23 protein-coding genes are annotated in these 25,183 nt (G+C 30.4%); 3 read left to right on the forward strand and 20 right to left on the reverse strand.

All coding sequences use genetic code 11. From position 1 onward, the window contains the following. The 20 genes from glk to AC2TY9_RS01760 all read right to left on the reverse strand — a co-directional run bounded on the left by glk (position 1) and on the right by AC2TY9_RS01760 (position 22,006). Complete coding sequence (glk, locus tag AC2TY9_RS01665; RefSeq protein WP_489779069.1) at positions 1-987, reverse strand: glucokinase; 987 nt, start codon at positions 985-987, stop codon at positions 1-3. 2 nt (positions 988-989) lie between these two features. Beyond that, positions 990-4,163 (reverse strand): phosphorylase b kinase regulatory subunit alpha/beta, encoded by a 3,174-nt coding sequence (locus AC2TY9_RS01670; RefSeq protein ID WP_489779071.1) that lies wholly within the window; start codon positions 4,161-4,163, stop codon positions 990-992. A gap of 112 nt (positions 4,164-4,275) precedes the next feature. After that, complete coding sequence (gene ureG / locus AC2TY9_RS01675) at positions 4,276-4,863, reverse strand: urease accessory protein UreG (protein WP_489779072.1); 588 nt, start codon at positions 4,861-4,863, stop codon at positions 4,276-4,278. A 273-nt stretch (positions 4,864-5,136) separates the two neighbouring features. After that, positions 5,137-5,844 (reverse strand): urease accessory protein UreF, encoded by a 708-nt coding sequence (locus AC2TY9_RS01680; RefSeq protein WP_489779073.1) that lies wholly within the window; start codon positions 5,842-5,844, stop codon positions 5,137-5,139. Continuing rightward, complete coding sequence (locus AC2TY9_RS01685) at positions 5,819-6,253, reverse strand: urease accessory protein UreE (RefSeq protein ID WP_489779074.1); 435 nt, start codon at positions 6,251-6,253, stop codon at positions 5,819-5,821. The genes AC2TY9_RS01680 and AC2TY9_RS01685 overlap by 26 nt, the downstream gene beginning before the upstream one ends. Before the next feature lie 121 nt (positions 6,254-6,374). Then, entirely contained in the window at positions 6,375-8,078 is a 1,704-nt protein-coding gene (gene ureC, locus AC2TY9_RS01690) for an urease subunit alpha (protein WP_489779075.1), read from the reverse strand. 114 nt (positions 8,079-8,192) lie between these two features. Further along, positions 8,193-8,873: an urease subunit beta gene (locus tag AC2TY9_RS01695; protein WP_489779077.1), complete on the reverse strand. Its 681-nt coding sequence runs from the start codon at positions 8,871-8,873 to the stop codon at positions 8,193-8,195. 83 nt (positions 8,874-8,956) lie between these two features. Next, positions 8,957-11,131, reverse strand: a complete 2,175-nt coding sequence (locus tag AC2TY9_RS01700; RefSeq protein ID WP_489779078.1) for a malate synthase G — start codon at positions 11,129-11,131, stop codon at positions 8,957-8,959. Positions 11,132-11,141: 10 nt separating this feature from the next. Then, positions 11,142-12,566, reverse strand: a complete 1,425-nt coding sequence (locus AC2TY9_RS01705) for an NCS1 family nucleobase:cation symporter-1 (RefSeq protein WP_489779079.1) — start codon at positions 12,564-12,566, stop codon at positions 11,142-11,144. 166 nt (positions 12,567-12,732) lie between these two features. After that, positions 12,733-13,251, reverse strand: coding sequence for an ureidoglycolate lyase (locus AC2TY9_RS01710; RefSeq protein ID WP_489779080.1), 519 nt, complete (start codon positions 13,249-13,251; stop codon positions 12,733-12,735). Between the two features lie 9 nt (positions 13,252-13,260). Then, positions 13,261-14,277, reverse strand: coding sequence for an allantoicase (gene alc, locus AC2TY9_RS01715; protein WP_489779081.1), 1,017 nt, complete (start codon positions 14,275-14,277; stop codon positions 13,261-13,263). Positions 14,278-14,285: 8 nt separating this feature from the next. Further along, positions 14,286-15,194, reverse strand: a complete 909-nt coding sequence (gene puuE, locus AC2TY9_RS01720; RefSeq protein ID WP_489779082.1) for an allantoinase PuuE — start codon at positions 15,192-15,194, stop codon at positions 14,286-14,288. A 164-nt stretch (positions 15,195-15,358) separates the two neighbouring features. Then, the gene (locus tag AC2TY9_RS01725) at positions 15,359-16,042 is read right to left on the reverse strand and encodes a GntR family transcriptional regulator (RefSeq protein WP_489779084.1); all 684 of its coding nucleotides are present in this window, start codon (positions 16,040-16,042) and stop codon (positions 15,359-15,361) included. Between the two features lie 79 nt (positions 16,043-16,121). Beyond that, the gene (locus tag AC2TY9_RS01730; RefSeq protein ID WP_489779085.1) at positions 16,122-16,730 is read right to left on the reverse strand and encodes a LysE family translocator; all 609 of its coding nucleotides are present in this window, start codon (positions 16,728-16,730) and stop codon (positions 16,122-16,124) included. A gap of 9 nt (positions 16,731-16,739) precedes the next feature. Further along, positions 16,740-17,438 (reverse strand): aspartate/glutamate racemase family protein, encoded by a 699-nt coding sequence (locus AC2TY9_RS01735; RefSeq protein WP_489779086.1) that lies wholly within the window; start codon positions 17,436-17,438, stop codon positions 16,740-16,742. Continuing rightward, complete coding sequence (locus AC2TY9_RS01740; protein WP_489779087.1) at positions 17,438-18,157, reverse strand: ABC transporter ATP-binding protein; 720 nt, start codon at positions 18,155-18,157, stop codon at positions 17,438-17,440. Before AC2TY9_RS01740 ends, AC2TY9_RS01735 begins: the two co-directional genes overlap by 1 nt. A 1-nt stretch (position 18,158) precedes the next feature. Then, entirely contained in the window at positions 18,159-18,941 is a 783-nt protein-coding gene (locus tag AC2TY9_RS01745) for an ABC transporter ATP-binding protein (RefSeq protein ID WP_489779088.1), read from the reverse strand. Next, complete coding sequence (locus AC2TY9_RS01750; RefSeq protein ID WP_489779089.1) at positions 18,938-19,903, reverse strand: branched-chain amino acid ABC transporter permease; 966 nt, start codon at positions 19,901-19,903, stop codon at positions 18,938-18,940. Before AC2TY9_RS01750 ends, AC2TY9_RS01745 begins: the two co-directional genes overlap by 4 nt. Before the next feature lie 3 nt (positions 19,904-19,906). Then, the gene (locus tag AC2TY9_RS01755; RefSeq protein WP_489779091.1) at positions 19,907-20,779 is read right to left on the reverse strand and encodes a branched-chain amino acid ABC transporter permease; all 873 of its coding nucleotides are present in this window, start codon (positions 20,777-20,779) and stop codon (positions 19,907-19,909) included. 57 nt (positions 20,780-20,836) lie between these two features. After that, positions 20,837-22,006 (reverse strand): ABC transporter substrate-binding protein, encoded by a 1,170-nt coding sequence (locus AC2TY9_RS01760; RefSeq protein WP_489779093.1) that lies wholly within the window; start codon positions 22,004-22,006, stop codon positions 20,837-20,839. A 455-nt stretch (positions 22,007-22,461) separates the two neighbouring features. On the opposite strand from AC2TY9_RS01760, the gene AC2TY9_RS01765 reads away from it, so the two are divergent. The 3 genes from AC2TY9_RS01765 to AC2TY9_RS01775 are packed head-to-tail and all read left to right on the forward strand — an operon-like array spanning position 22,462 to position 25,139. Further along, the gene (locus AC2TY9_RS01765; protein ID WP_489779095.1) at positions 22,462-23,421 is read left to right on the forward strand and encodes an ABC transporter substrate-binding protein; all 960 of its coding nucleotides are present in this window, start codon (positions 22,462-22,464) and stop codon (positions 23,419-23,421) included. Between the two features lie 15 nt (positions 23,422-23,436). After that, positions 23,437-24,339, forward strand: coding sequence for an ABC transporter permease (locus AC2TY9_RS01770; RefSeq protein WP_489779096.1), 903 nt, complete (start codon positions 23,437-23,439; stop codon positions 24,337-24,339). Further along, complete coding sequence (locus AC2TY9_RS01775; RefSeq protein WP_489779098.1) at positions 24,336-25,139, forward strand: ABC transporter ATP-binding protein; 804 nt, start codon at positions 24,336-24,338, stop codon at positions 25,137-25,139. The genes AC2TY9_RS01770 and AC2TY9_RS01775 overlap by 4 nt, the downstream gene beginning before the upstream one ends. The last annotated feature ends 44 nt before the right edge of the window (positions 25,140-25,183 follow it).

The raw sequence follows: 25,183 nt of genomic DNA on the forward strand, positions 1-25,183 counted from the left end.
TTAAACTAATTTATCAAAGGCATATCTAGCACTTCCAATTAAAGCTGTCTCTTGATTAAGCGATACTTTTAATTCCATAACCCTAAGTAAATCTTCAAATCTACCTTTACTAAAAAAAGCATTTAAAAAATACTCACTTTTTATGATTGGTAAAATCTTAGGAGCAATACCGCCACCAATATACACTCCGCCTAAGGACATAGATTTTAAAGCTAAATTACCAGCTTCAGCGGCATAGATTTCAGCAAAAAGCCTCAATGCTTCTAAACATAAGGGATCATTTTGCTCTAAAGCACACTGACTTACCATAGCACTTTTATCTACACCATCCTCTAAGTTTAACATAGCTTGTGGCTGTGGGGCAAAATTTGTTTCTGCTAAAAACTCATATAAAGTATAAATTCCAATTCCAGAAACAATTCTTTCATAACTTACATGTCCAGGATATCTACGTCTTAACCAAGTTAATAGTTCATCTTGCTGTGATGTAATTGGAGCAAAATCAGTATGTCCCCCTTCTGTACCAATAGGATTATAACCTTTACCATCAAAATATAAAATTGCTTCACCTAATCCAGTTCCTGCTGCAATTACTGCTATATTTCCCTTTTTCTTTCTTCCCGTTGGATTTAGATTTATAAACTCTTCTTCATCTAAATAAAGCATCCCATAAGCAGTTGATTCAAGGTCATTTAAAAGTTTAACGCTTGTTATTCCAAACTCTTCTTTTAATTCACTTGCCTTTATATCCCAAGGAAGGTTTGTAGTCCTACACCTTTCATCAATAATAGGCCCTGCAATTCCTAAACATAAAGCTTCAATTTGTTCTATGGAGTTTTTCTCTTTAAAAGATATTATTAAATCCATAAATTTTTCATAATCTTTACTTGCAAATTGTTCTTGAACAATAGTTTCTAACTTTCCATCAACTAACTCAAATAAAGCAAGATTTGTTTTAGTTCCACCAATATCTCCAGCTAAAATCACCTCTAATCCTTTAATGTTAGTAAATGCATAAAACTTTCAATAAAAAACTCATCAGTTTTCTTTGGTGAAAGTTCATAAAAAGCACTCCATGCTTGACCTTTTTGCTCATCATAATTTTCATGTTCATGCTCTTTTTGCCAAGCTAATCTTACTGCATGTCCAATTAATACATCAATAAGAATATCTGAATCAATTTTGATTTCAGGATTTTCTTTAAAGACTCTAGATAAAGATTGTAAGGCTTCAACGTTTAATTGTCTGTATTCTGAAGCCTTTATACTTTGAAGCAAAGAATCAACTCTTAATTCAAAGTTTCTCTCCCCTGCTGTTGTATCAAGGGTTAAATCTGAACCCATTCTATTGTATTGATTATACTTATCTCCAATAACCAAACCATTACATTGTTGAAGTAAGTACCAAACACCTTTGTAAAATTGTGAATTCGTACTTCCAATCATCCCTATATTTTTTCTCCAAATAGCCCAGTCTTTATCCATCTTAATTTCAACTTCTTCATTAGGAGTTAAAATATTTTGAATATTATCTACTCCAGAAGCCTGGATATTTTCATTTTGTTTCATCATTCCAACTTCATTTGAAAATGATTCTAAAATATCCCGAAGACTATCATAAACGGCATGGGGAGCCAAAGAAAGAAGATATTCATAAGCATCTCCAATGGCAACAAAATTTTCTCTACTAATATTTGATACAAGAAGTTGAACTAAATACCATGTTCTAATTGTAAGCATATTTTCAAAAAGATTAGGTTCAATTCTAATTAAATGCCCTACATGCAAAATTATCTCTTGTGTTAAAACATTTTCAGCAGAATTTTCCCCACATGATTCTTTTATGGTTTTTAAAATATTAAAGCTCTCAAGTGGTTTTGAAAATATTGCACTTTCACTATATGCCCTTCCAACAGCTAATCTCTTTTGTCTAATAACAACTTCTAAAAGTGAATCTTCTAGTCTATCATCAAATATTTCTAAAATATCTGCCATCTTTCTAACAACAGCCCAATTATGACAATTAGATGCATTTTCATAATAGTATTGAGCCAATGATTTTAAATCTATATATTTACCTTCACTTTGAATTTTATAATCAAAGCCGAATCTTGAATATAAAATCTCAATAATATGTGCCTTTGCATTTAATGAAATATTTTCATTAAGTAAATTTTGTAATTCATTGTCATCTTTAAAATTATATGAACTTAGATTATCTTCAATATTTTTTGTATCATAGCCCAATAAAGAGGCACTATAAAATGTTTTATTATCAGAATTTGTCTCAAAACTTTTTAACTCAAGACCATGAATATTTTCAACTCTTTCGACAGCTGCTGTATTTAAAAGTTGTCCCAATGGAGCAGTTTTTATCTCAAGACCTTCAAGCCTTCCATTTTGAAGTTCATTTAAAAGCTTTAGAACCTTATCCCTATTAATATCATTTAACATATCTTCTCTGATTAAAAAAGGTAAAATAGGTTGACCTGCTTGGTCCCAATGATTTGCTAAGAATATTAATGAAGATTTGAATTGCTCTACTAAAAATTTGTTATCATGACTAAAATAAAAACCTTTTGGATTAAAATAGTATGGTACAAATACTATTTTTTCACCAGCTAAAATATACAATCTTGCAGTAGTTATAGATCGTGGTACCCATGATGGTCTACCACTTAATCCTAATTTATCATTTTTTCCAATAAGGTTTTGTACCTCACTTAGTTGAGAAGCATGCATTATTTTTAAAGGTTTTAAATCTTCAAAAGTTTCACTTTCAAAACCTAAATTTAATAACTCTTGTTTAACAATCTCATTTTCACTTAAAAAAGTAACCATTGGATAAGTTTTTCTTTTATGTCCAATTCTTTTTCTTCTATTTAAAGGGTCAATATCACTTGGACTTAATAAATCGTTTTGAATCATATCTGAAAGTAAAAATAAACTTTGAGCCCAAACTAAAGGTATATTTTCATTTGGAATTCTTTTTTGACTACCTGGCTTTTGTTTTTCTGCATCGATTAAATCTTTTGGAACTATATATAGTTCTGGTAATAATTTAATCCCATCAACTTCCACAAATAAAGTTTCAAGCTTTTCTCTCCAGTGTTTTGCTTCCTCTTTATCTCCTTGCATTAATGAATCCAAAAGTAAATATGTAAAAAATAGTGGCCATTCAGATTCAATATTATCAAATTCTCTTAACTCATCAACTTCATAGTGTAATCTTGTATGATCTTCCAAGAAACTTTGGTGACCATCAAGTAAAAACCTTTTACAACCATAGTTTCCAAGAAGTTTTTTAAGGATTTTATCTTTTGTCTTTTTGACAATTTGTTTATCTTCAATTGCATAAGCAGGAAATCCTATGATACTTAAAAGTGCTGCATCTGTCTCTTTTGAACTTGATTCCCGTGGTAATAAATTATATAAAGTAAACCTAGACCTTGCAACATCACTTGGAATAACATGAATTATTGATTCTTTAGAAGAAACATTTCCAAAAAGATTAAAACCATCTATTGCTTCAAGTGCTGCTTTTGCCATACCAACTGAACTGCAATTAATCTCTGCATTTCCAGTATTTATTTTATGTCCTCTTTCCCAAATACCAAAATCAGGAGTACAATATGTTCTACTAATATAATGAACTAAGTTTTGAACAAAATTAACCTCATCAATACTATATACTATCCTAAGTCCTGAAGCAGTCATTTGAGTTAACATTAAAATAAAAATTGAAGTTGCATCAAGCTGTAAATGACCCCATTCGTCATCACCTACAACTGGAAGTCCTGTTTTAGTACCATACTTAGCATGTAGTGCATCTGTTGGGTTTAGTGTATGTTTAAATCTTTCTACTTTGTCAGATTGTCTCATTTGAGATATGAGTAAACCTCTCATAAGCTTAACAACACTTTGTCCTAAATAATATGTTCTAAAATGGTCTGGATCAAATTTTTTATAAGAAAGGCTAAGACCCCAAACACAAAGTATACTATATACATTGTCACGAACCCATGCATCAGTATAATCCCCATGGGCAGTTATTGCAGTACTTGCAGGTAATAAACCTGTTATTGGGTCTTGTCTTGAAAGAATTATTTTTTCAATTGAATTAAAATACTCATCTAATAAAGAATCATTATTTTTTGTATTCATATAGGCTTAACCTTTTGTTTCTAAAGTTACAAGATTATACGCAAATAATACTAAAAATATTTTTGACTTCTGAATAATAATTATACTATTTAAATCCCGTCTAAAAAAACACTTACATTAAGGCTTTTATCCACTCTTTTAGTTTATCAAAACTTTGTTCATCTTGGTTTGATAAAAAGATACTTGGTTTATTTTTTCTACTTTCTTGAACATCTTTTTTGTAACTTTCTAAATCCACATTTACATAGGGACAAAGGTCAGTTTTATTTGCAACTAAAAGGTCTGAAAATAGTAATCCTGCACCTTTTTTTCTTGGTATATCAGCTCCTTGAGCCACATCAATTACATATAGATAATAATCAATTAATTCATATGAAAAAGTAGCACTAAGATTATCCCCTCCACTTTCTACAAAGATAATATCTGGGTTGAACTTTTCTTCAAGCTCTTCAATTGCTTTTTGATTCATTGAGATATCATCTCTAATTGCTGTATGTGGGCAACCACCTGTTTCAACTCCAATGATTTGGTCACTATTTAAATCAAGTTTATTTTTTAGATAATTTGCATCTTCTGTTGTATATATATCATTTGTAACAATACCTAAAGAGTGTTCATCTTTTAACATATTTGTTAATTTTTCAATAATAGAAGTTTTTCCACTTCCTACTGGTCCTGCTATTCCTATTTTAATACTCATAAAATTTCCTATCCTGTAAAAACTTATATCAACCACAATGAAAAGGGCTTCATGGTGGGTGCCCAAAAATCAAAGATTTTTACCCTACCATTGCAGAGGTTTTCTTATGTAGTTAATATAAATTTTCTTTCTATCTAAAAAAATACCAAATACTTCTCTTCAAAAAACTTGATAATTGAATTTTTTGTGCAAGTTCAAGGCAAAAGTTTATGAAGTTTACTACTGTAAATGAATGAACTTTTAACGAAGAAATTGTGTAAAAAGACAATTATCCTATGTTGCAAACATTTTTGGTTCAAGATTTAAGTGACTAAAGATAACTTCTTCAAATAAAGGATTGAAGTTACTTATGTTCTTTGAACTTGAACTAATTTTCTCTTCTAAAATCTCATCAAACCAAAACAAAATCTGTTGTATTTCAGTTGGTTTTATTCTTGATATCTTTAAGCTTGCACTTGCTATATTTATTAAAGACTTTTTTGTCCAAAAAAGTAAAAATGTATCACATTCAAGTCCCAATTCATAAGCGTAAGCACTTAAAATAAAAAGTTCATTTCCAAAACTTTTTTTATTTTTAACAAGTTCAAAATACTCTTGAACAATCTTTTCTTTTATATCAAAGTTTATATGCTTTAAATAGTTTTCACCTAAATCTTTTGAAGCTTTAGCATATTCAAAACTAAGCATTGAAGAAAATTTTTCATCCTCTTTTACTAAATGATTTAATCTATTTTCTTCTAATAGTCTATATGCTTTTTTTACAGCTACAAACTCTAGATTTTGATATTGGTCTATTACTATGTTTTCTAGATATTGTTTTAAAGATTCTTTATCATTTACAAAATCTAAAACTATATGAGGTTCTAATCCAAAGGAATGAACAAATGCTCCAGATGGGAAAACACCATCTAGAAGCTGCAAAAATCTACTTAAAGCTCTTGCTTGATTTTTACTATTAGTGGCTGTGGTGTGCATTACCATTTGGTTTAAAAATACCCCTATGTTTTTTTACTTCTACTTTATCAATAGATTCACACGCTTTAATAATATCTTGTGTTGAGATATCTTCTAAAATTGTGATTTTATAATCCTCTATACAAACTGGCTGATGCCTATTTCCTATCTCATATGCAATTCTAGCAAAAGTGATATGGTCAGTAAATGTTAAGGTATAAATCTCATCTTCTGATTTAGAGATTTTTATTTTATGCCCATCTTCACAAACTAAAATATCATTTTCATGAAGATGAGTATATTTTGCTTTAACTATAAATTCTAAGCCATTTTTACTTATTGCACATAGATTTGGTTTTTGCATATCAAACCAATCTAGAAGTACTTCATCATCTGATTCAATGTCCCTTGTAATCTCTACAACTTTTTGTATCATTATAAATCCTTAAAAAGTGTCCCACTTTCTAAGGGACCATTTATTATATTAACTTCTTTTAACAGAGAAAATAAATTCCTCTTAAAGAAGCAAACCCTAAAGAGAACAACGAGTTGTTCTTTTAGAATAAAAAGTATTTTTTTGCCATTGGCAATTCTTCTTGGTAACTTGAAGTTATAGTTTCACCATTTACTGTTACATCATATGTTTCAGGGTCAACTTGAATATCCCCGATAAAATCATTTAACTTCATATCTTTTTTACCAATATTTCTTGTATTTTTAACAGGAAGCATTACTTTTTTTGTATCAAGTTTTTCTTCTAAGCCGTTATCAATTGCTAAGTGGGATACAAACATTGCACTTGTATTAGCTGCTGCTTTCCCTAAACTTCCAAACATAGGTCTGTAAACATTTGGTTCTGGTGTTGGAATAGATGCATTTGAATCCCCCATCATAGCAAGAGCTATAAATCCACCTTTTATGATAATTTCTGGCTTAACTCCAAAAAATGCAGGTGTCCAAAGAACTAAATCTGCCATTTTTCCAATTTCTACACTTCCAACATGTTCATCAATACCACAAGCAATAGCAGGGTTTATAGTATATTTTGCAACATATCTTTTGATTCTTTCATTATCACTTAGAGAATCATCACCTTCTAAAGCTCCCCTTTGTTTTTTCATAGAATCTGCTACTTGCCAAGTTCTTATAACCACTTCACCAACTCTTCCCATTGCTTGTGAATCTGAACTTGTAATTGAAATAGCTCCAATATCATGTAAAACATCTTCTGCTGCAATTGTATTACCTCTAATTCTACTTTCTGCAAAACTTACATCTTCAGGGATTTTTGGACTTAAATGGTGGCAAACCATAAGCATATCAAGATGCTCTTCAATTGTATTTTTTGTATAAGGTAAAGTTGGGTTTGTACTTGAAGGAAGTATGTTTTCTAAACCTGCAACTTTCATAATATCAGGTGCGTGACCACCTCCTGCTCCTTCACTATGGAAGGTGTGAATTGTTCTTCCACCAAAGGCATTTACTGTATTATCTACAAATCCTGATTCATTTAAAGTATCTGTATGAATAGCTACTTGAACATCAAAATCATCTGCAACTTTTAAACAAGTATCTATGGCATTTGGAGTTGTTCCCCAATCTTCATGAAGTTTTAATCCCATGGCACCAGCTTCAATTTGATGTTTTAGAGCATCATAATTTGAGCTATTTCCTTTTCCCATAAATCCAAAGTTTAATGGTAAATCATCAACAGATTCAATCATTTTTTGAATATTAAATTCACCTGGAGTACAAGTTGTAGCATTTGTTCCTGTATTTGGTCCTGTTCCACCACCAATCATAGTCGTAACTCCACTTGCTAGTGCTTCATCAATTTGACATGGACTTATAAAGTGAATATGTGAATCTATTCCACCGGCAGTTATGATTTTTCCTTCAGCTGAAAGTATTTCAGTGTTTGCACCTATTTCTAAGCCTTCAGTTATACCATCAGTATTATATGGATTTCCTGATTTTCCAATGGCTGAAATCTTTCCATTTTTAATTCCAATGTCAGCTTTGTAAATACCTGTATAATCTATAATAACAGCATTTGTAATAATCAAATCAGCTGTTTCAACAGCTAATGGAGATTGGCTCATCCCATCTCTAATTGTTTTACCACCACCAAATTTTGACTCTTCACCATAAGTTGTGTAATCTTTTTCAATCTTTGCAATTAAAGAGGTATCAGCAAGTCTAAATCTATCATTTGTTGTTGGTCCATACATTGAGGCATATTTTGATTTACTTATCTTCATATTATTCCTTAAAATTTGTCCCAAATTTGAAGGGACCTTTTTATTTAATGACTACTTTTAATGGATTGAATAAATCAATCCTAAAGTAGCAAACTCTAAAGTGTAAAACGAGTTTTACTTATTTTTTATAAACTCTTCAAGGTTTTTCATAGCTTTTTCTTTTGTCTCTTCTTCATCTAGATAACCATTTACTAAACCATTAAATCCAGCTATATATCTTTTTCCTTTAAATGGAACTACTTCAATCTGTTTTTTACTACCTGGTTCAAATCTAACAGAGGTACCACTTGGGATATTTAATCTTTGACCATAGGCTAATTCTCTATTAAAATCTAAAAAGGCATTTGTTTCAAAGAAGTGATAATGAGAACCCACTTGAATAGGTCTATCTCCTACATTTTCAACTTCTATTGTAGTAACTTCACTACCTTCGTTTAATTCAATTTTTCCCTCATCAATAAAATATTCACCAGGAGTTATCTCAGTTTGAGTTACAGGTATTGGATTGTGAACTGTAACAAGTTTTGTACCATCATCAAAAGTAGCTTCTGTTTGAACCATGTGCATCATAGAAGCTACACCAGGCATTACATCATCTGCCTTTAGAACTTTTGTAGCATCTACCATAAGTTGGGCAACACTTTTCCCCTCTCTAGCACCTTCAAGTATAAAAGAACTTATAATCGCATTTGCTTCTGGGAAATTTAGTTGTAATCCCTTTTCTTTTCTTTCAAGTGCAAGCTTTGAAGCTGTATAAATCATCAATTTCTCTTGTTCACGATTTGTTAAAAACATCCAACACCTCCTTTGTTTTGTGCAATATTTTATCCAAAAAATATAGTTTACTATATTTACAATTGTTTATTTTATAAGCAGTTTTATAAGTTATTTAGCTTAAATTCCTGTCTATATTTATGTAATAATGGTTCTGTATAACCTGATGGTTGAGCCTTCCCTTTAAATACTAAATCACAAGCAGCTTTAAAGGCAAAGCCATCATATAATGGTGCCATTTTTATATATGTAGGATCATTTTCATTTTGTTTATCAACTACAATTGCCATATTTTTTAAAGAATCCATAACATCTTCTTTAGAACAAATACAATGTTCAATCCAATTTGCTAAATGTTGAGATGAGATTCTAAGGGTTGCCCTATCTTCCATAAGTGCAATATTATTGATATCAGGAACTTTTGAACAACCTATTCCTGCATCAACCCATCTTACAACATATCCTAAAATACTTTGGGCATTGTTATCAAGCTCTTTTTTTATTTCATCTTTACTCATAATCTCATTTTCATCCATAAGTGCAAGTGTTAAAAGCTCATCAATTGATGCTCTTTTTTTATTTTTTAGTTCATTTTGAATCTCAAAAACATCTATTTTATGATAATGCATAGCATGTAAAACTGCTGCTGTAGGAGATGGAACCCAAGCTGTATTTGCACCTGATTTTGGATGAGATATTTTTTCAGTCATCATTTTTGCCATCTCATCTGGCATTGCCCACATCCCTTTACCAATTTGAGCTTTACCTTGTAAACCACACTCTAAACCAATATCAACATTCCAACTTTCATATGCTTTTATCCAAGTTTGTTCTTTCATTTTTGTTTTAGCAACAAATGCCCCTGCTAACATAGAAGTGTGAATCTCATCACCTGTTCTATCTAAAAATCCAGTATTGATAAAAACCACTCTTTGTTTTGCTTGTTTTATACACTCTTTTAAATTTATAGTTGTTCTTCTTTCTTCATCCATAATTCCAATTTTTATTGTATTTTCTGGAATATTTAAAGCTTTTTCTACCTTTTCAAAAAGTTTAACAGCAAAGGCAACTTCTGCTGGTCCATGCATTTTTGGTTTTACAATATAAACACTTTTTTCTCTAGAATTTGATTTAGAATTTTTTTGTTCAATATCAACAAGTGAACATAAAACTGTCATCATACAGTCCATAATTCCTTCAAAAACCTCTTCATCATTTTTATCTAAAATTGCAGGGTTTGTCATAAGATGTCCTACATTTCTTACAAATAATAAACTTCTTCCATGCAAGACTTTTTCTTCCCCATCTAAAGATTTGTAAACAATATCATCATTTAGTTTTCTTGTGATTGTTTTATCAGCCTTAGTAAAACTTTCTTCTAAATCACCTTTCATAAGACCAAACCAGTTTCTATAAACTTCAACTTTATCTAAAGCATCCACTGCTGCAATTGAGTCTTCACAATCCATTATCGTTGAAACTGCTGATTCTAAAACTATATCTTTTATTCCAGCAATATCAAGCTTTCCTATGAAACTTTCTTTATCTAATAAAATCTGAATATGTAAATTATTGTTTTTAAAAATCAATGCTTTAGGATTTGTTTTATCTGCTATATATCCAAGAAACTTTTCTTTATTTTTTAAACTTGTAGATGAATTATCAGTTAAAATAAATTGAAGAGTATCTTCATCAATTTTAAACCCTTTTACATCCTCAAAGGAACCATTTTCTAATGGTATTGATTCATCTAAAAACTTTTTTGCATAGGAAACAACTGCCTCACCTCTTTTGATGTTATACTCTTTTGTTGGTGCTAAATCACTCTCTTTTGAGATAACATCAGTTCCATATAAGGCATCATATAAACTTCCCCATCTAGCATTTGCTGCATTTAATGCAAATCTAGCATTTTTAACAGGAACCACAAGTTGAGGACCTGCTTGAATAGCTATTTCTTCATCTACATTTGAAGTTTCAACTTTAAAACTCTCATCTGATTCAATTAAATATCCAATCTGTTTTAAAAAGTTTTTGTATTCAAGCAAATTGTTTACATCATATTTATTATTTTGATGCCACGAATCAATTAAAGATTGTAGGGTATCTCTTTTTTCTAATAAATTTTTGTTTTCTCGTGATAATTCTTCAATGATATTTTCAAAACTATTCCAAAAGCTCTCTTTTGAAATAGTTGTCGTTGGTAAAACCTCTTCATTAACTAAATTAAATAAAGACTCATCTACTTTTAAACTTCCTTGTAAAATTTTATTTCCCATTTTCCCTCTTTTAATTAAATGCTAATTGATTTTGTGTTGCTTTTTTTGATAAAACTAAATGTACAATTGCCCCTAAAATTGCTCCAATTATCCATCCATATCCATTTAATGAACTTAAAGATTCAATCCATACAGTACAAATAGAAAATGTTGCACCTATTATAAAAGCAATAAGTGAACTACTATTCCATCCATTTTCATAAAAATACTCACTATTTTGTGATTCATCATATAAAGAGTCTATATCTAAAGTTTGTTTTTTAACTAAAAAGTAATCAATTACTAAAATTCCATACAATGGAGCTAATGTAGCACCTAGAGTATTAACAATTGGACTAATACCAACTTGACTAATAAAGCTTACCCAAAACCCACCAATAATAAGTGCAAAGAAAGAGGTAATAAGTCCTGATTTTTTAAATGACAGTTTTTTTGGTGCTAAATTTGAAATACCATTAACTGCAGGGATAAAGTTTGCTACTAAATTAATTCCAACTGTTGCAGTAAAGAATGTAATTGCAGCAATTAAACTCAAAATCGTACTATCTGCTCTTTCAACAATATCCATAGGATTTGTAAGTTTTTCACCAAATACAACAACTGAACCAGCTGTAATTAAAAGTGCTAAAGCAGAGAAAAATACCATATTAAAAGGAAGTCCAACTAAATTTCCAACTACCATTGATTTATTATCTTTTGCATATCTTGAAAAATCACTAAAGTTAATCATAACAGCTGCAAAGTAAGCAATCATTGTCCCTAAAATTGCAAAAAAACCATTAACTTCACTACTTAAACTTGATTGTTTATTTGAGAAGATATTATTAGCCATACTAAATAACTCACCACCTGATTTACTCCATAAAACAACTAATAAACCAATCATAATAATATAAACAAAAGGAGCAGCAAAATTTAAAAACTTAGAAACCCAGTTCATACCCTTTGAGAAAATAACCATTTGAAGAACCCAAACAATAAAAAATGATAACCATCCAATAGCATCAATTCCTAAATATGTTGTTTCTAATTTTATACCTGTAAGGGCAGTAATTAAAAGATGAAGTGCAGTTGAAGCAAAATATGTTTGAACACCAAACCAAAACACTGCAACAATTGCTCTAATAATAGCTGATAGTTTTGCGCCCTTTATTCCCATACTAGATCTTGCTAATACTGGATATGGAATTCCATAATCAACACCAGCTTTTCCTGAAATATTAACTAAAAAAGTTACAAGTAATCCTGCAACTATAAGTGCTGCAAAAGCAGTCCATCCTGTAACTTGATAACTTATAAAAAGTGATGCCACAAGGGTGTATCCAAATAAACTTTGTATATCATTTGCCCAAATATTAGACACCTCAAACCATTTCCATTTTTTTTCACTCTTTGATGTTGGAGCCAAAGAATCATTATTGATATTTTCAATCATGTTATTTTCCCTTTTATTTAAATAAATTTATAAACATTTCCCAAATAACCGGCTCTCTTAAACAACTTTTTACGTTAGTTTTCTTATAATCACATTGCCCGTATGACTTTTTTGTGAGAGCTTAAAAGTCATCTTTATGGTGGAGATTTATTAACTTTTACTTTCATTACATCTCTTTTAAAACTTTAATTTCCGTATCAATATTTATTTCAATACAGTCATCCAATTTATTTGCACTTTTTCCTAAATCATTTCTGTCAATTACAATGAATTGTTCATTGTCTTCAATTGAGATTAAAGGAAAATGCCAAATTCCTCTTTTATAGTGAAACCCTTGGTTTCCATTTGTTTTAAAAACCTTAAGTGTTTTTAAATCTGGTTTATCATCACCTAAAGCAACAACCACTAAAAAAGGATTGTTACTTCTTGGTATAAAAGTTTGTGAAAAATAAGGATGTTTCTCCATCATATTTATAGATAAAGGAAATTCTCTTTTTTTCCCTATATAAAAGTGAACAGTTGCAACACCACCTTTCTCATTTGCATCTATATTGCAAAGATTAAAATGTTTTTGTGCAAAGCCATCATTTATAGTTATTGATTGAGTCTCTTCAACACTCAAAACTTTTCCATACTCACTAAAACTTTTACTAGTTAAAGACTCTGGTTTTAAAACTAAACTCATAATAATTCTTTATTTCACTTTTTTTACAAATTTTCCAAACATCTTAAGTCTTGAAATACCACCATCAGGGAAAATATTAATTCTTATATGTGTTATTGGTTTATTATGTAAGATGTATGAATTGTCAAACTCATGTTTAGAATGCATTTGTAGTTTTTGTTTTGAAACTAACTCTTCCCAAAACATACTTTGAGTAACCACTGCACTGTCAGTTGTTTCATCTAAATATGCGGCGCATATAGAAAAAGAATCTGCAAAATTTCCTTTAAAGAAGTTTGTATCAACCATAATATTATCAATAATTGCAGGTTGAGCTAACTCAATGATTCCCCAATCAAATCCAGGTTCTCTTCTTCTTCTAGTTTCCCATCCATCACCCATATTAATCGCAACATTATCTTTTAAGATATTTTTTAATGGTCCAAAAAATTCATTATTTGCATAAACTGCTCTAGCTCCATTGCTCATAGATGTTACATTTACATTCTCTTTTTCATAAAGTTTCTCATCAAAACATAAAGTTCCAAAAGCTTTAAACCTAGCAATTCCACCATCAGGATAAATATCAACTCTTAAATGAGTTAATTCATCATATGATTTACAATCAAAATATTGTTTTGAATCACCTTGTAAATTACTTTGTTCTAATAATTCAAGCCATTCAAAATCATCTTTCTTATTAATAAAATCTTTATCTTCAATATCTTTTACGCAACATCCTTTTATTGAAACTGCTAATGGATAGTTACCTCTAAAATGTGAAGTATCAACTAAAAAAGTTTCGATTTTTGATAAGCCACCAAGTTTAATAATACAATGGTCATTTTTCCCATCTCTTCTTCTTCTGGTTTCCCAACCATCCATCCAGTGACCATTGTCATCAAACTCATCTTTAAATACAGCTTCTGTTTCTGCTAACATTCTATTTGCACTAGCGAAAAATTCATCTGTTGTATAAATTACATTTGCTCCAAGGTCGATACTTGATACATTTGTTAAATTATTCACTTCATTATTTGTTTTCATTAAATCCTCTATATACTGAAATTTTTGTGCCAATGATTAGCAATATCTATTCTTTTACAAAACCATACATCATCAAATTGTTTTACATATTCTAAAAATCTTTTTATTGCTTGGAATCTTCCAGGCTTTCCTAAGATTCGACAATGCATCCCTATATTCATCATTTTTGGACTAGTTTGTCCCTCTTCATATAAACAATCAAAACTATCTTTTAGATAATTGAAAAATTCATCACTATGGTTAAATCCACCAAATACAAATCTCATATCATTTGTATCCATCGTATATGGAATCACTAAATGTTTTTTATCTGTAATTTCAGAGGAAAAGTAAGGTAAGTCATCGTTGTAAGCATCACTATCATATAAAAATCCACCCTCTTGGGCAACAAGTTTTCTAGTATTTTCACTATCACGACCTGTGTACCAACCAAGTGGTCTAGTACCAATCATTTTTTCTAATATTTCAATACTTTTATATAAGTGATCTCTTTCAATTGATTCTTCTATTGTTTGATAGTTAATCCATCTGTAGCCGTGAGAACAGATGTCATAGTTGTTAAGTGCAAGATATTCAGCAAGTTTTGGATTTCTTGCAATTGCCATAGCAACTGCAAAAATTGTTACGGGGATATCAAAATCTTTAAACAGTTTTAATAATCTCCAAACACCAACTCTAGAACCATATTCATATAGTGATTCTATAGATTTGTGTCTTTGATTATAAAAAGCTTGAGGGTTATTCATTTCTGATAGAAATATCTCACTAGCCTCATCACCATGTAAGATACAGTTTTCACCGCCCTCTTCATAATTTAAAACAAACTGTAAAGCTATTTTTGCATTGTTAGGCCATTTTGGATTTATAGGTTCATTTGAATAACCAATTAAATCTCTTGGATAGTTTTCATATATCATTTTTTTCTCTCATAAAAAAAGCCAAAAAGACTTCTTAATTTATTTATAAGAGAATTTTAGCAGATTGTCTACAATGATTGTCTACAATCTGTGTTTATTTTTTATACAATTGTTTTAAAAATAGAGAAAAGTAAGTAAGCTTAACTTTGTTTATAAATACTTAGTTAGGCAAAAAGAAATTTATTCTTTTTATTAATAATATCTAAATCAAAGTCTAAAACATCAAGACAATGATCTAAATGTTCTGACATAACATTTTTTGCATTAGTAACATTATTACTTTGAATTGTCTCAATCAAAACCCTATGTTCATCATATGAAGAAAATTCAGTATTTTCATCTTCATAAATTAAAGCAGCAAGAATACTTAAAGGGATTAGAGGTTTTAGGGCATTAATTAAAAACTCATTTTCACTTAATGCAGCTAAGTTTAGATGGAAATCACAAGAGGATTTAACATACTCTCCATTTCTATGAGATAGTTTTAGATACTCTTCTGTGTCAATATTTTCCAAAAGTGCTGACAGGTCTAAATTTTCCCTTGAATGTCTTTTTGTAACAATTTCGACAATTCCTGCCTCAATTATTTTTCTTGTTGTAAAAATATCTTTTGCATTCTCTTCACTAATCCAAACGACATTAAAACCTTGATTTTTTTTGTAACTTAAAATTCCCATAGTTTGTAGTTTACTAAAAGCTTTTCTTACAACATCCCTACTTGTGTTTAACTCTTTTGCTAAAACACTTTCTGATAATTTAGTACCTGGTTGAAGATTTTTTGTAAATATTGCATCAAATATAAAATTTACTATATTATCTTCTAAAGTAAATAAATCATTTTTGTCCATTAAAAGTTTCTCCCACTTTTTTCATTTTATGCTTGTTCATTATATAATAATTTACATTCTAGTTTCTGTAAACAATCTATTAATTAAATAGTTGGAACAATAACCATAAGGCAATTAATATCAATAACACACCAAAAACTTTACTTTGTAACTCAACAGCATAATTGGATGCAAACTTTTTCGCCATCCAAGATCCACCATAAACCCAAGTCATATGGGTAAATAGATTTAAAACCAATAAAGCTAAACTAAGAGTTAAAACTTCATAAACTAAAGTCTCATCTTTGTTTAAAAATTGAGAGTACATAGTAAAAACTATTGAAATCCCTTTTATATTTAGTGCTTGGGATATTACACCATCTTTAAATCCTAATTTTGTTTTTGACTCTTTTCTTTCAATATTTTTTCTTAATAAAAATCTATAGGCAAGATAAAAAATATACCCAACACCTAAAAGTTGAATTACAAAAAACAGTTTAGGAAAAGAGTTTAAAATTGAAGCTAATCCAAAACCAGCAAGTAAAGAATAAGAGGTATAAACAAGATTTAATCCAAGTATAAAAGGAATTGAATTTTTAAATCCATTTGTTGCACCACAAACTGCACATAATACATTTCCTGGGCCTGCACTAAAAACTAATGGAAAAATTACCCCAAACCATAAAATAAACTCTGAAAATGACCCCATTTATAAACTTTATTTTTCTATAGGATAAGCATATGAATTTATTTTACTTGTTTGAAGCTTTGCTCCAACCATTGATTCAGCCATCTTAATTGCACATAAAACACCATCAACTACTGGGATATTACATCTTTTTGATAACTCAATTGTTAAATCAGCCATTCCAGCACACCCTAAAATAATTGCTTCACAATTATCCTCTTTAACTGCTTTTAAAATCTCACTCTCTATTTTTTCCATTGCATTACATGTTCCATCTTCTAATGCTAAAACTGGAATATTTGCAGCTCTTACTTTTCTACAAAACTTATCCATACCATATTTATGACTTAACTCTTCAATAATTGGAATAGCTCTATTTAAAGTAGTTACAACTGAAAAACTTGATGAGACAATTGAAGTCATATGCATAGCAGCTTCACAAATACCTATAACTGGACCATCTACAAGCTCCCTTGCAGCTTCTAATCCTGGGTCATCAAAACAAGCAATTACATATGCATCTGCTCCCCACTCTTTAGCTTTTTTGATTTCACTCATTAAGCCCATCAAAGATTTCACCTCATCAAAATGCCCTTCAATACTTTTGGGACTATCACTTGGATTTGAAGCCCAAACTTGCGTATCAGGATTTTTAAACTTTAAAGCTACCTCTTCACATTTTTTTGTCATAGATTCTGTTGAGTTTGGATTTATTATTGCAAGTTTCATTAGTGAGTTCCCCCTAAATATAATTCAATTATTCTTTCATCATGGATTAAATCCTTTGAGTTTCCACTTAATAAAACCTCCCCTAATTGCATTGCATATGCTCTATTTGAAATTTTAAGTGCCATACGTGAATTTTGTTCAACTAAGATAACAGAAACTTTATCTTCTTTATTAATTTGTACAATTGATCTTGCAATATCTTGAACTAGTTTTGGGGCAATACCAAGACTAGGTTCATCCATAAGAAGTATTTTTGGTCTTGACATTAAAGCACGTCCAATAACCATCATTTGTTGTTCACCACCACTCATAGTACTTGCTTGTTGTTTGAATCTCTCTTTTAATCTTGGAAACTTATCAAGTACTTTCTCTAAATCTTCTTGTATCCCTGCTTTATCTTTTCTTGTAAAAGCACCCATTAAAAGGTTATCTTTTACACTCATATAAGGAAATACTCTTCTTCCTTCAGGAGTCATGGCGATACCTTTTTCAACTATTTTAGATGGACTTAATCCATTTAATTTTTCACCATTTAATAAAACCTCTCCAGAACTTGGTTTTTTAAGTCCTGTAATTGCTTTTAAAATAGAAGATTTTCCAGCACCATTTGCTCCAATTAAAGTTATTGTTTCACCCTCTTCAAGACTTAAGTTTACTTTTTTTACAGCTCTAACTTGGTCATAATTTATTTCTAAATCTTTACACTCTAATAATGCCATTTTAAATTCCTAACTCTTCATCTTCTACACCTAAGTAAGCTTCAATTACTTTAGGATTTTTTTGGATTTGCGCTGGTTTTCCTTCAGCAATTTTTTCTCCAAAACTAATAACTACAATTCTGTCTGATATCTCCATAACTGCTGGCATATCATGTTCAACTAATAATACAGTTACTCCAGAACGCTTAATCTGTTTTACCATATCCATACATCTTCTTGTTTCATCATGGTTCATCCCTGCAAAAGGTTCATCTAATAATAAAACCTTTGGTTTACAAGCTAAAGCATTTGCAATACCTAAAGCTCTTAATAATCCATGTGGTAAATTAGATGCTAACTCATCTCGCACTTCAGATAGTCCTAAAAAATCAATAATCTCATCGGCAGATTTACCAAATCTTTTATTGTCTGCTTTTGCTAATTTTGTATTAAAGAAAAACCCTAAAAGATTTGATTTTGCTTGTAATTGATGAGCAATAATTATATTATCCCTAACACTCATACTTTTAAAAACTGTTGTCTCTTGGAAAGTTCTTACAACACCTTTTCTAGCCACTAAATGTGGTTTTAATCCTGATATTTTTTCTCTATTAAAAATCACTTCCCCTGAACTTGGTTTTAAAAATGAAGAGATTAATTTAAATGTTGTTGATTTACCTGCTCCATTAGGTCCAATTACAGATAAAATTTCACCTTCATAAACTTCAAAGGTAACATCATTTACAGCATATAAAGAACCAAATTTTTTACTTAAGTTATTTACTTCTAAAATTCTTTTTCTCATTTTTTAAACCTTAAACTTAATATCCCATTTGGTAAAAATATCATCAATAAAATCATAATTCCAGAATAAATAAGTAACTGATACTCTCTGAAAACAAATAATAAATCCCAAGAAAAGTATAAAACAAAAGCTCCTAAAATAGGTCCAAATACATATGCCAATCCACCTAAAAAAGTATAAAGCATATAGTTAATTGAATCAGCAACTTGGAAAGTTGTTGGATAAACTGATTGTGTTAAGTTTATAAATATAGCTCCTCCAACTCCACCAAAGAATGAAGCAATTGCATATGATAAAACTCTTAAATAAGCAATATTTACTCCAAATGATGAAGCTAGTTCTTCATTTTGTTGTAAAGACCTAAGCAAGATACCCATTCTTGATTTTGTTAATCTATACATTATTGCAAAAGTTATAATCATAGCAATAACCGCAAGGTAATAAAAGCCAATTTTACTATTTTCCATTGTTGCAAAATCGGGGATAAGTGTTAGTCCAAAAATACTTAATTCACCAGGAACTGGAATATTTGTAATTCCTCTAGGACCATTTGTAATTGGAACTAGTGCAATAGCTAATAGCTTTGCAACCTCAGTTAAAGTTAGTGTAATCATTGAGAAATACACCCCTTTTAATCTTAAAATAGGAATACCTATTAGAATACTAAAAAATGACGCTACAAAACCAGCTACAAAAATAGATATCCAAAAAGATAGTTCTAATTGTGTAACTAAAACAGCTGTTGTATATGCTCCAATTAAAGCATATGCACCTTGTCCAATATTTATTCTTCCCATGTAAAAAGTCAACCAAACACCTGAACTAATCATTGCTAAAATTGCTACTGATGTGATTCCATAAAGATAATCATTTCTTCCCATTAAAATCAAAACTGAAGGGATTAATATAAGAAGAAAAACTAATGCTATTGATACTTGTATTATAAATTTTTTATTTTCCATAAATCACCCCCAAGGTTTACCCATAAGTCCTTGTGGACGTAAAGTTAAAAATATCATAAGACCAACAAAAATCGTAAGATATGTTATATCTCCAGGCAAGTAGTAAAGTCCAAATGCTTCTACAAGTCCTAAGATAAATCCACCTAAAATAGCTCCTGAGATAACTCCAGCTCCACCAATCATAATCATAGTAAAAGCTTGTATTGAAATACCTCCACCAATACCTGAATTAACTCCTGTAATAGTAACTAATAAACTTCCAGCTACACCTGCAAGCATTGCACCAAGGGCAAATCCAATTAAACTATATCTATCTAAATCAACCCCCATAAGTTGAGCTGCTGTTTTATCTTGTGCTAATGCTCTCATAGCTCGACCTGGTTTTGAATATTGCATAAATAAAATAAACGAAACAATCATTACAATTGCGATTAAACCAATAACAACTCTATTGTATGGAATAATAATATCTAATCCAAACTCCTCACCAAAAAACACACCATCTACAAGTGCAGGAACACTTCTTTGTTTTTCACCAAAAACAATAAGAATTAAAGCATCTAGGAAAAAAGCAGTTCCAGCTGCTAAAAGCATTGAGCTTTCTTCCCTAACTGACCTTTTCAAAACTGTGTTAAAAAGATATTTTTCGAATATCGCACCTATTAGTGCTAACGTTAAACCTGAAGCAATAACAGCTACAATAAAAGGTAATCCTAATTTTCCATATACATAATAAGTAACAAATGCACCTAAAACATACATCTGTCCATGGGCAAAATTAAGAATACTCATAAGTGAAAAAATAAGAGTTAATCCAAGGGCAATTAGAGCATATTGTGAGCCTGAGATTAAACCATTAAGTAATATTTGTTCCATAAAGTTTTTTCCTAAAAAAATTAATTGTTCGAGGCATCAAAGGATGCCTCTTTTAAATTAGTCAGCTGAACCAACAAATAATGTTTCGAACTTTCCATTTTTATAGATTTTTGGAGTTAATGGAACACCCAATTGTCTATCTTGTCCAAATGTTGTAGTACCTACAAATTTAAGTTTTGCATCTTTATCTTTAAAGAATTTATTTGGAGCTTCCCATCCAGAATCTACAGTTTTTAAGAACTCATCTGCATCATTTATAGCTTTTGGATTTGATTTCATAACTTCTAAAATATATTCTAAAGCAAATACTTTTGTATTTGATTCATCATTGTACTCACCAAATTTCTTTGTATAAGTATCTACCCATTTTTCCATAACTTCAGATTGAATAGAAGCATCTGCTCCACCTTGACAAATAAATCCATTAGCAGCGTCCCCTGCTCCCTCTTTTAAGATACCAGCATCAAGAGCAGTTCCAGCTGCCATAAAACCTTTAAATCCTAATTGTCTAGCAGTTTTAATGATTAGTGGTGCAGTTGCAGGAGATACCCCTGAAAGAACTAATAAATCAGGTTTTTTCTTAATAACTGGAGTAATTACAGAGAAGAAATCTCTAGTATCAGCTTTATATGTAGCTTTTGCTTCAACAACATCTAAACCTAAATCTTTTGCAATTTGAATACCATTGTCTCTTTGATTTAATGGGTCAGCTGCATTTGCTGCAAGAAATGCAATAGTTTTAACATCTTTATTATCTTGTAACCATTTATATACTGCTGGTTCCCATTGATAAGAAGCAATCATCCCAAATACTGCATAGTTAGCTGGTTTTTTGTATAAACTTTTATTAAAAGCATATGGGAAATATACTATTTTATTTTTTTCAGCAATTGGTCTAACTGCAATTGCTTGGGCATCATCATTTGGTCCAATTACATATTTAATTTGTTCTTGAGCCATTTTTTCCATACCTGCAACTGCAATTTTTGGATCATATGCATCATCAAATGGAATTATTTCAACCTTATATTTTTTCCCACCAATTTCAACTCCACCTTGATTATTATAAATATCTGCAGATGTTTCCATTGATCTTACGTTTGAAGTTCCCCATGCAGCATTTGCTCCAGAAAGTGTCCCAACAAAACCAATTTTAATTGTATCTTGTGCTAAAAGTGTACTACTTAGTAGCCCAGCTACTAAACTAAGTTTCATAAACCTTTTCATTTCGTCTCCTAAATTTTAATTAGTATTTATCATTGATAAATCATGAAAATCATGTTAGCACATTGTCTACAATGATTGTTTACAATAATTGTTTACAATTTATACAATTAAATAATTTGGAAAAATTTTTTGATTAGCATTTACTAAATATATCTCATTAGAATACGACATTAAGGCCTTTATATGTAAAAATGATAAGAAAATATGGTTTGTTATGTTTATTTAGTAGACAAAAATATGTTAACTATATAAACTAAGCAATCAGTTATTTCAAGATATTTAATAAAAATAGGACGTAATACTTATTTTAGAAACATAATAGATGAATTATTCATACCACTTTTATATTTTCATCTAAGTAACCATTTAGTTGTAAAGATATACAATATTTCACAATTTTTTTAAAAATTTTTTTTAAGTTTAAACAAATAATAAATCATTCTAAGGAATTCATTATGAAATTAAGTTCAATTTTTAAAAGTGCCCTTATGTCAACACTTTTAGTATCTTCTGCTTTACAAGCTAAACCTGTATATATTGCAACAACTGCAATTGTAGAACATCCAGCACTAGATGCTGTAAGAGATGGAATCAAACAAACATTAAATGATAATGGTTATAGTGGTGATCAACTTAAGTTCACCTATGAAAGTGCGCAAGGAAAACCTGATATTGCTTCACAAATTGCTAGAAAAATGGTGGGAGACAATCCTGATATTATTGTTGCAATCGCAACACCATCAGCACAAGCGGCAGTTACATCTACAAAAACAATTCCAGTTGTATTTTCAGCTGTAACAGATCCACTAGCTGCAAAACTTGTTCCAAATTTAAAACAACCAGGTGGAAATGTTACAGGTCTATCAGATATGGCAAATGTTAAAGAGCACCTTGAATTAATAAAAGATTTTATTCCAAATCTTAAAGTTGTAGGTATTCCTTATAATCCAGGAGAAGCAAATTCTGTTTCAATGTTAGCTTCAATAAAAGATGAAGCTTCTAAAATGGGGATAAAAATTGTTGAATCTGCTGCTCCCAAATCATCAGATGTAATGATTGCAGCTAAACAATTAGTTGGTAAAGTAGATGCGATTTATTGTCCAATTGATAATACTATTATCTCTGCTGTTGAATCAGTTGTAAAAGTTGGAATTGATGCACAAGTTCCAGTTTTTGCTGGTGATACAAGTACAGTAGAAAGAGGAGCAATTGCTGCGGTTGGTTATAACTACTTTGATTTGGGTCGTCAAACTGGAGATATAGTTATAAGAATTTTAAAAGGTGAGAAACCAGGAGCTATTGATGTAAAAATGGCAAAGGGAACTGATCTTTATGTTAATCCAAAAATGGCTAAAAGAATGGGTATCGAAGTTCCAAAATCAGTACTTGAAAAAGCTACTAAAATTGTTAAATAATTAAAAGTTGTCAACTTGTCACTTTATGCTTTTTTAGGAACACTTGAAATAGGGTTTATTTATGGTTTAGTTGCTATGGGAGTCTATCTTACTTTTCGTATTTTAGATTTTCCAGATTTAACTGTTGATGGAAGTTTCACTCTAGGAGCAGCGGCAACTGCTGCTCTAATAGTATCTGGAGTCAATCCTTATTTGGCAACTTTGTTAGGTACACTAGCAGCTGCAAGTGCTGGTATTGTCACAGCTTGGTTAAATCTACGTTTTAATATTCTTCATCTTCTAGCAAGTATTCTTACAATGACAGCTTTATACACAATAAATCTTCGTGTGATGGGAAAACCAAATCTTGCTTTAATTATGGAGCCTACTATGCTAACTCCATTTGAAGATTTAGGAATTCCAGCTATGTATTTAAAAGTTATATTTGTAGCTGTATGTGCAATTCTTGGTGGTTTATTATTAGCATGGTTTTTATATACTGAATATGGTTTAGCAATGAGAGCTGTTGGTTCTAATAAAAGAATGGCTCAAGCAAATGGTATTGTTGTTAAAGAAAAAGTATATGTAGGACTAGCTTTATCAAATGGTTTAGTAGGACTAGGAGGAGCTTTATTTGCACAAACTAGTGGTTTTGCAGATTCAACAATGGGGATTGGAACTATTGTTGTAGGACTTGCTGCTGTTATTATAGGGGAGTCCTTATTTGGAACAAAGTCTATGTTAGTTGTTGTATTAAGTTGTATTCTAGGTTCTATTCTTTATAGAGTTGCAGTTTCTATGGCACTTAATGCAGACTTTTTAGGTTTCCAAGCATCTGATTTAAATTTACTTACAGCAGTACTTGTTACCTTATCATTAATATTTCCAAAATTGCGTAGTGAATATAAAACTAAAAAAGCTAAAAGGAAAAGAGTATGATTTCTTGTAAAGATTTACATGTTACTTTTAATCATGGCTTAGCAACTGAAAAGTTAGCGTTAAGAGGTGTTGATTTAACAATACCAACTGGAGAGTTTGTAACTGTTATTGGCTCAAATGGTGCAGGAAAATCAACTTTGCTAAATACTATTGCAGGTGATATTGAAACAACTCATGGTCAGATATTTTTTAATGATAGAGATGTTACAGCTTTACCTGCAACTGGTCGTACAAAAGATATAGCTAGAGTATTTCAAGATCCACTTGCCGGAACATGCGGTGATTTAACAGTTGAAGAGAATATGGCTCTTGCTTATGGTAGAGGGAAAAGAGGTACTCTATCTTTTGCACTAAATAATAAATTACGAAAACTATTTAAAGAGCAATTAAGTAGACTTAATCTTGGATTAGAAAATAGATTAAATTCCCAAATGGGACTTTTATCTGGAGGTCAGCGACAATCAGTAAGTTTATTGATGTCTGCTTTACAACCAAGTAGTATTTTATTACTAGATGAACATACAGCGGCATTAGATCCAAAAACAGCGGCACTTATTATGGATATTACCTCACAGATTATTGAAGAGAAATCATTAACTGTAATGATGGTAACTCACTCTATGAGACAAGCACTTGATCATGGGAGCCGAACTATTATGTTACACGAAGGTAAAATTATCTTTGATTTAGAAGGTAAAGAAAGATCTGATTATGAAGTGAAAGATCTACTTAATCTATTCGCCCTTGCAAAAAAAGATGGCGAAGAGTTAGATGATGATAAATTGTTATTAGACAAGTAATAAAAAAGATGAAAGTTATTTTTTAACTTTCATCTTTTTATTTG

The organism is Arcobacter sp. ISO1 (genome assembly GCF_058105185.1).